The 6,000-nt window shown below is 74.5% G+C and carries 7 protein-coding genes; all 7 read right to left on the bottom strand.

The genetic code is table 11. From position 1 onward, the window contains the following. Positions 1-1,344, bottom strand: a 1,344-nt coding sequence (locus tag Q7T67_RS16165) for an AAA family ATPase (protein WP_304791921.1), incomplete at its 3' end; no start/stop codon positions are given. A 42-nt stretch (positions 1,345-1,386) separates the two neighbouring features. After that, positions 1,387-2,076: a ribonuclease III family protein gene (locus Q7T67_RS16160; RefSeq protein WP_304791918.1), complete on the bottom strand. Its 690-nt coding sequence runs from the start codon at positions 2,074-2,076 to the stop codon at positions 1,387-1,389. A 7-nt stretch (positions 2,077-2,083) separates the two neighbouring features. Further along, positions 2,084-2,335, bottom strand: coding sequence for an acyl carrier protein (locus tag Q7T67_RS16155; protein WP_304791915.1), 252 nt, complete (start codon positions 2,333-2,335; stop codon positions 2,084-2,086). A gap of 12 nt (positions 2,336-2,347) precedes the next feature. Then, entirely contained in the window at positions 2,348-3,409 is a 1,062-nt protein-coding gene (plsX, locus tag Q7T67_RS16150) for a phosphate acyltransferase PlsX (protein WP_304791912.1), read from the bottom strand. A 41-nt stretch (positions 3,410-3,450) separates the two neighbouring features. Continuing rightward, positions 3,451-3,642, bottom strand: a complete 192-nt coding sequence (gene rpmF / locus Q7T67_RS16145) for a 50S ribosomal protein L32 (RefSeq protein ID WP_304791909.1) — start codon at positions 3,640-3,642, stop codon at positions 3,451-3,453. Between the two features lie 50 nt (positions 3,643-3,692). Further along, positions 3,693-4,238 carry a DUF177 domain-containing protein gene (locus Q7T67_RS16140; RefSeq protein ID WP_304791906.1) on the bottom strand — a complete coding sequence of 182 codons (546 nt, stop codon included), beginning with the start codon at positions 4,236-4,238 and terminating at the stop codon, positions 3,693-3,695. A 49-nt stretch (positions 4,239-4,287) separates the two neighbouring features. Then, positions 4,288-5,949, bottom strand: coding sequence for an AMP-binding protein (locus Q7T67_RS16135; RefSeq protein ID WP_304791903.1), 1,662 nt, complete (start codon positions 5,947-5,949; stop codon positions 4,288-4,290). Between the last annotated feature and the right edge of the window lie 51 nt (positions 5,950-6,000).

Genomic DNA, 6,000 nt, shown 5'->3' with positions numbered 1-6,000 from the left:
GCGGCGCCCGCCGCCCACGCCGCCCGCCCCGCGGAGGAACTGGTTCGCGGCGGCGAGCTGCGAGCCGATCGCGGCGGCGTCGCGGCGCGCCTGCTCGACGGCCTGCTCGAGCGCCCGGCGGCGGCCCCGGACGACCTCGGCGCGCTCCTCGACCTCGCGGCCCCGGTCGCGGACCTCGGCGGCGGCCTCCTGGGCGGCGGTCAGGGCGACCTCGGCGGCGGCGCGGGCCTCCTGGAGGACGGCGACCTCGCGCTCGAGCGTGTCCTGGCGCCGGCGGTCGAGCTCCTGCAGCTCGGCCTCCAGGGCCGCGATCCGCGACGCGCCCACCTCGTCCGGCCTGTCGGCCGCCGCCGCGGCGGCGAGCTCGGCGAGGGCCTCGCGGCGGCGATCGATCCGCTCCTGCAGCGCCTGGCGGCGGTCGGCGACCCGCTCGACGCGCCCCTCGATCCGGTCGGCCGAGGACTGCACGCGCCGGGCGCGCGACGCCAGGCGGTCGCGGCGCTGGGCCTGCTGCTGCAGCGCCTCCTCGGCCTCGCGGCGCTCGGCGACCACGGCGTCCAGGCGACCCTGGAGCTCGTCGCGCTCGGCCCTGGCGGCGGTCGTCTCGATCTGCGCGGCCTGCAGCTGGACCCGGCGGGCGCGCAGGCCGTCGCGGACGAGCTCCCATCGCGCCTCGACCGTCTGGCGCTCGAGGCGCTCGTGCAGCTCCGCCGCCTCCGCCTGGCGCTTGAGCGGGCCGAGCTGCTTGCGGGCCTCCTGCTCGACGAGCAGCGCCTGGTCGAGGTTCTGGCGGGTCCGCTCGAGCTTGAGCTGCGCCCGACGGCGGCGCTTGCGGTGCTTGCCCAGACCCGCGGCCTCCTCGATCAGGAGCCGCCGGTCCTTCGGCTTGGAGGTGACGATCCCCTCGACGCGCCCCTGCGAGATGACCGAGTGGGCCTCCTTGCCCAGGCCCGTGTCGGAGAGGACCTCCTGGACGTCGGTCAGCCGGCACTTCGCGCCGTTGAGCCGGTAGCCGCCGTCGCCCGAGCGGTCGAGGCGCCGGATCACGGAGATCTCGGCGACGGGCAGGTCGACGGTGCCGTCGCTGTTGTCCAGGACGAGCTCGACCTCGGCCGCGTCGCGGGCCTGCACCCCGCGGCCGCCACCGAAGATGACGTCCTGCATCGACTGGCCGCGGATCGCGAGGGGGCGCTGCTCGCCCAGCGCCCACAGGATCGCGTCGGTGACGTTGCTCTTGCCGGAGCCGTTGGGGCCGACGACGACCGACACGCCGGGGTCGAACTCCAGGCGCGTGCGGTCGGGGAAGGACTTGAAGCCCTTCAGCGTGACCGACTTCAGGTGCATCTCAGCGCCGGTCGCGGTGTGGTCGGGGACGCAGCACGGGCCTCAGGGCTCGACGGTGCCGAGCGCCTCGCGCGCGGCCTCCTGCTCCGCCAGCTTCTTCGACCGGCCCCGGCCCGAGCCGACGACCGCGTCCTCGACGACCGCGTCGACGACGAACGTGCGGTCGTGCGGCGAGCCAATCTCGTCCGTCACGCGGTACTGGACGGTCTGCCCGCGGGCCATCAGCCGCTCCTGCAGCCGGCTCTTGTGGTCCGCGGGATGGTCCAGCGCGCCCTCGAGCTCGGGCGCGAAGGCGGCGACGACGGCCTCGGCGGTCCGCGCGTAGCCGTACTCGAGGTAGCAGGCGCCGATGATCGCCTCGCAGACCGACGCCAGGACCCGCTCGGTGCGGGTGAGGTCCGCGACGCGCCGGCGCAGGTTGTCCGGCGCGACCTCGGCCATGCGCCGCGGCACCTCGAGGCGCTCGGCGACCCGGCGGCACGGGGCCGCCGAGACGGTCCCGGCACGGACCTCGGTCAGCCGGCCCGCGCCGAAGCGCTCCGCCTCGAGCGACCGGAAGAGGTGGGTGGAGACCGCGAGCTCGAGCACGCTGTCGCCGAGGAAGGCCAGGCGCTCGTAGGAGTCCGACCGGCGTGACGTCCACGAGGAGTGGCTCAGCACGGGGCGTCTCGCGGACTCGGGCAGCCCGTCGAGTAGCTCGCGCAGCGGCCGCGTGGCGACGTCCTCCGGCACCGGGTCCCTACGCGCCGGCCGGCAGGTGGCGCAGGACCGCGTCGGCGGCCTCGCCGACGGTGGTGATCTTCGCCGCCTCGTCGTCCGGGAGCGTGACGCCGTGGGAGTCGTCGAGCTCCTGCACGAGGGTGAAGAGGTCCAGGGAGTCGGCCTCGAGGTCCTCACGCAGTCGCGTGGCCTCGGTGATGCCGTCCGGATCCACCTCGAGCTCCTCCGCCAGGTGGCGGCGCACGATGTCGAGTACCTCGTCGCGGGTCATGGCCCCGGAACGCTACTCGCTGGGGCGGTCGCGGTCCCCTGCGGCCACGGCGGACGCCGGCGGGCGCCGCAGCGCGCCGACGGCCTCGAGGTCCGCGTGGATCAGGTCGGTGACGCGACCGTCGTGCCCCTGGGCGGCGAGCACGATCGCGCGGGCGAAGCCCTCGCGGCTGAAGCGCCCGTGGGGCACGACGCCCAGCGACTTCAGCCCCAGCAGGTAGGCGCCGCCGGAGGCCTCGGGATCGATCGACGCCTTGAAGCGGTTCAGCGACGGCTTGAGCAGCAGCCCGCCGAGCATCGCCACCGGGTTGGACGTGGCCGCCTGCCGCACGCCGGTGACGACGGCCTGCGAGACGCCCTCCATCACCTTCAGCGTGACGTTGCCGGTGAAGCCGTCGGTGACGACGACGTCGGCCGCGCCCGAGGCGACGTCGTTGCCCTCGACGTTGCCGACCCACTCGATGTGCGGGTGGTCGGCGAGGCGCTCGCCGAGCAGGCGGTGGACCTCGACGACGTCCGAGGTCCCCTTCGTCGGCTCCTCGCCGTTGGAGAGCAGCGCCACGCGGGGCCGCGGGACGCCGAGCACGGTGCGGGCCAGGGCGGCGCCCATGAAGCCGAACTGCACCAGGTGGTCGGGCCGCGCCTCGACGTTGGCGCCGACGTCCACGAGGGTGACGGGGTCGCCGAGGGTCGGTAGGGGCAGCGCCAGCGCCGGCCGGTGGATGCCCTTGGCCCGGCGGACGTGCATCAGGCCGGCGGCGAGGGCGGGCCCCGTCGCACCGGCCACGACGAACGTGTCGGCGTCGCCGGCCGAGACGGAGCGGATGGCGCGGACGATCGACGCCTCGGGGTGCTGCCGGACCGCGAGCGCCGGGTCGGGCGCCTTGGCGATCGACAGCGGCGCGTCGACGACCTCGACGCCGGGGACGCCGTCGACGACGGCGCGAAGCTCGGCCTCCGGACCGAACAGGACGATGCGCACGTCGGCGCGGGCGGCGGCGAGCTTGGCGCCCTCCGCGACCTCGGCCGGGCCGAGGTCCGCACCGGTCGTGTCGACCGCGACGGTGACCGTCATGAACCTACGGGACCGCGACGACCGTCAGGCCGTCCGGGGTCCTAGAAGTCGAGCGAGCTCTTCGGTGCGACGACGACGCGGCCGTCGTAGTAGCCGCAGGTGCCGCAGACGCGGTGCGGGATGCGTGCGCTGTGGCACTGCGGGCACTCGTTGACCGTGGGGCGCGCAGCCTTGTGCTGCGCGCGGCGCTTGGCGGTACGGGCGTGGGACTGCTTCTGCTTCGGTACGGCCATAAGACGGGTGAGAATACGGGTTCGCGGCCCCGGGCGTCGTCCGGCGCGCGCTACGGCCCCTGGACGAGGTTGCCGTCCTCGTCGAAGCGGATCCCCGACAGCGCCGCCATGCGCGGGTCCGGGCCCTTCGCGTGGGTGTGCGTGGGGTCGTCGTTGAGCTCCTTGCCGCACTCGGGGCAGAGGCCCAGGCAGTCGGGGCGGCAGAGCACCCGGACCGGCAGCGAGAAGACGAAGGAGTCGTTGGCCCAGCGGTGCAGGTCCAGCTCGTCGCCCTTGACGTAGTCGGAGTCGAACTGCTCCTCGGGGTCGCGCTTCTTCTGCTCCAGCTCGCGCACGTCGACCTCGACCTCGCTGCGGGTCGGCGTCAGGCAGCGCATGCACGGCCCGGCGATCGTCGTGTCGAACCGCAGCTGCAGCGCGTAGCCGCCGCCGAGCATCCGCGAGATGTCGAGGCGGACCTCCTGCAGGTCGGGGTCCGGCGCGTAGCCCTGCTCGCTGAGGCGGACCGCGTCGAGCAGGACGGTCAGGTCGAGCCGGCGCCCCTCGCCGGGGCTCATCCGCAGACCGGAGAGGTCGATCAGGTCGGTGGGCTCCATGCCTCTACGGTACTCGCCCGGACCGTCGCGCCCGGCCCTCGCCGGCCCGTCAGGACGGACGCAGCTCCCGCTTGAGGACCTTGCCGGTGGCGTTGCGCGGCAGCTCGTCGAGGAACTCCACGTCACGGGGGACCTTGAACCCCGCGAGGTTCTCCCGGACGTGGTCCTTCAGCCGTGCCGCGGGCAGCTCGGCACCGTCGTCGAGCACCACGACGGCCCGCAGGACCTGGCCCCAGCGCTCGTCGGGGACCCCGAAGACGGTGACCTCGCGGACCTCGGGCAGGTCGGCGATCAGGTCCTCGACCTCGCGCGGGAAGACGTTCTCGCCGCCCGAGACGATCATGTCGTCGTCGCGGCCGTCGACGAACAGCCGGCCGTCCGCGTCGAAGTGCCCGACGTCCCCCGAGGAGAGCAGGCCGTCGATGACGTCCTTGCCGCCCCCGCCCGTGTACCCGTCGAACTTCATGTCGTTGCCGACGAAGATCCGGCCGACCGCCCCCGGGGCGGTGAGCTCGCGCTCCTGCTCGTCGTAGATCCGCACGGCGGTCCCCCGCGGCGCCTTGCCCGCGGTGCCCGGCGCGGCCCGCAGGTCCTGCGGCGTCGCGATCGTGGCCCAGCCGACCTCGGTCGAGCCGTAGAGGTTGTAGAGGACGTCCCCCAGGCGGTCCATCGCGCGGATCGCCAGCTCCCCGGGCAGCGCGGACCCGGAGAGGGCGATGACCCGCAGGCTCGACAGGTCGTACGCCGCGAGCCGCTCGTCCGGCAGCTCGAGGATCCGCTGCAGCATCACCGGGACCACCGGGAGGACCTGGCAGCGGTGCTCCTGGATCGCCTCGAGGACGCCCTCGGGGGTGAACCTGCGGCGCATCACGAGCGTGGAGCCCAGGGCGAAGCCCATCGTGAAGTGCAGGTAGCCCCACGAGTGGAACATCGGGGCGGCGAGCATCGTCCGCTCCTCGGACCGCAGCGGCATCCGCGACAGGATCTGGGCCGCCGGACCGAGGCCCTTCGGCTGCTGGCGGGCCGCGCCCTTCGGCGTCCCGGTGGTGCCGGAGGTCAGGATCACCATGCGGCCCATCTGGCCGGGAGGGTCCACCGGGCCGCGGTCGCCGCGGGCGATGAGGTCCTCGGCCTGGGCGACGTCGGGCCCGGGGGCGTCGAGCTCGGGGTCGGCCCAGACCACGTGCCGCAGACCGCCGCCGTCGCCGTCCCAGCCGCCCTGACCGGCCACCAGCTCGCGGAACTCCTGGTCGTAGACGGCGACGACCGGCTTCTCGCGGGCGAGGACGTCGCGCAGCTGCGGGCCGCTGAACATCGTGTTGAGCAGCAGCTGGTGGACGCCCAGCTTGCTGGCCGCGACGATCGTCTCCACGAACCCGCGGTGGTTGCGGCACATGATCGCCAGCGCGTCGCCCTCGCGGACGCCCATCGCCCGGAGCTCGCGCGCCAGGGCGTTGCTGCGCTCGTGGACCTCGCCGAAGGTCAGCGAGCCGAAGTCGTCGATGATCGCCGTCGCGCCGGGGCGCCGGGCGGCGTTCATCGTGTAGCCGGCGGCGGGCGTCGGGCCGAAGTCCTTCAGGCCCTTCAGGACCTCGGCGACGGTCCGCGGACGCATCGGTCCGACGACGCCCGCGGCGGTCAGCTGCCGCACCAGGAAGGCGGCGTCCACCGCGCCGGTCCGGAGCTTCTCGAGCGGGGCCAGGCGCGTCATCGGCGCGATCCTACCGGGAGTACGGTCCGCGGGCCGGGGCGTGGGCTAGCG

The sequence above is a fragment of the Patulibacter sp. genome (genome assembly GCF_030655195.1).
Taxonomy (GTDB): Bacteria; Actinomycetota; Thermoleophilia; order Solirubrobacterales; family Solirubrobacteraceae; genus Patulibacter.
The sequence above is the reverse complement of the archived record's forward strand: the minus strand, read 5'-3'. Positions and strand labels throughout refer to the sequence as shown.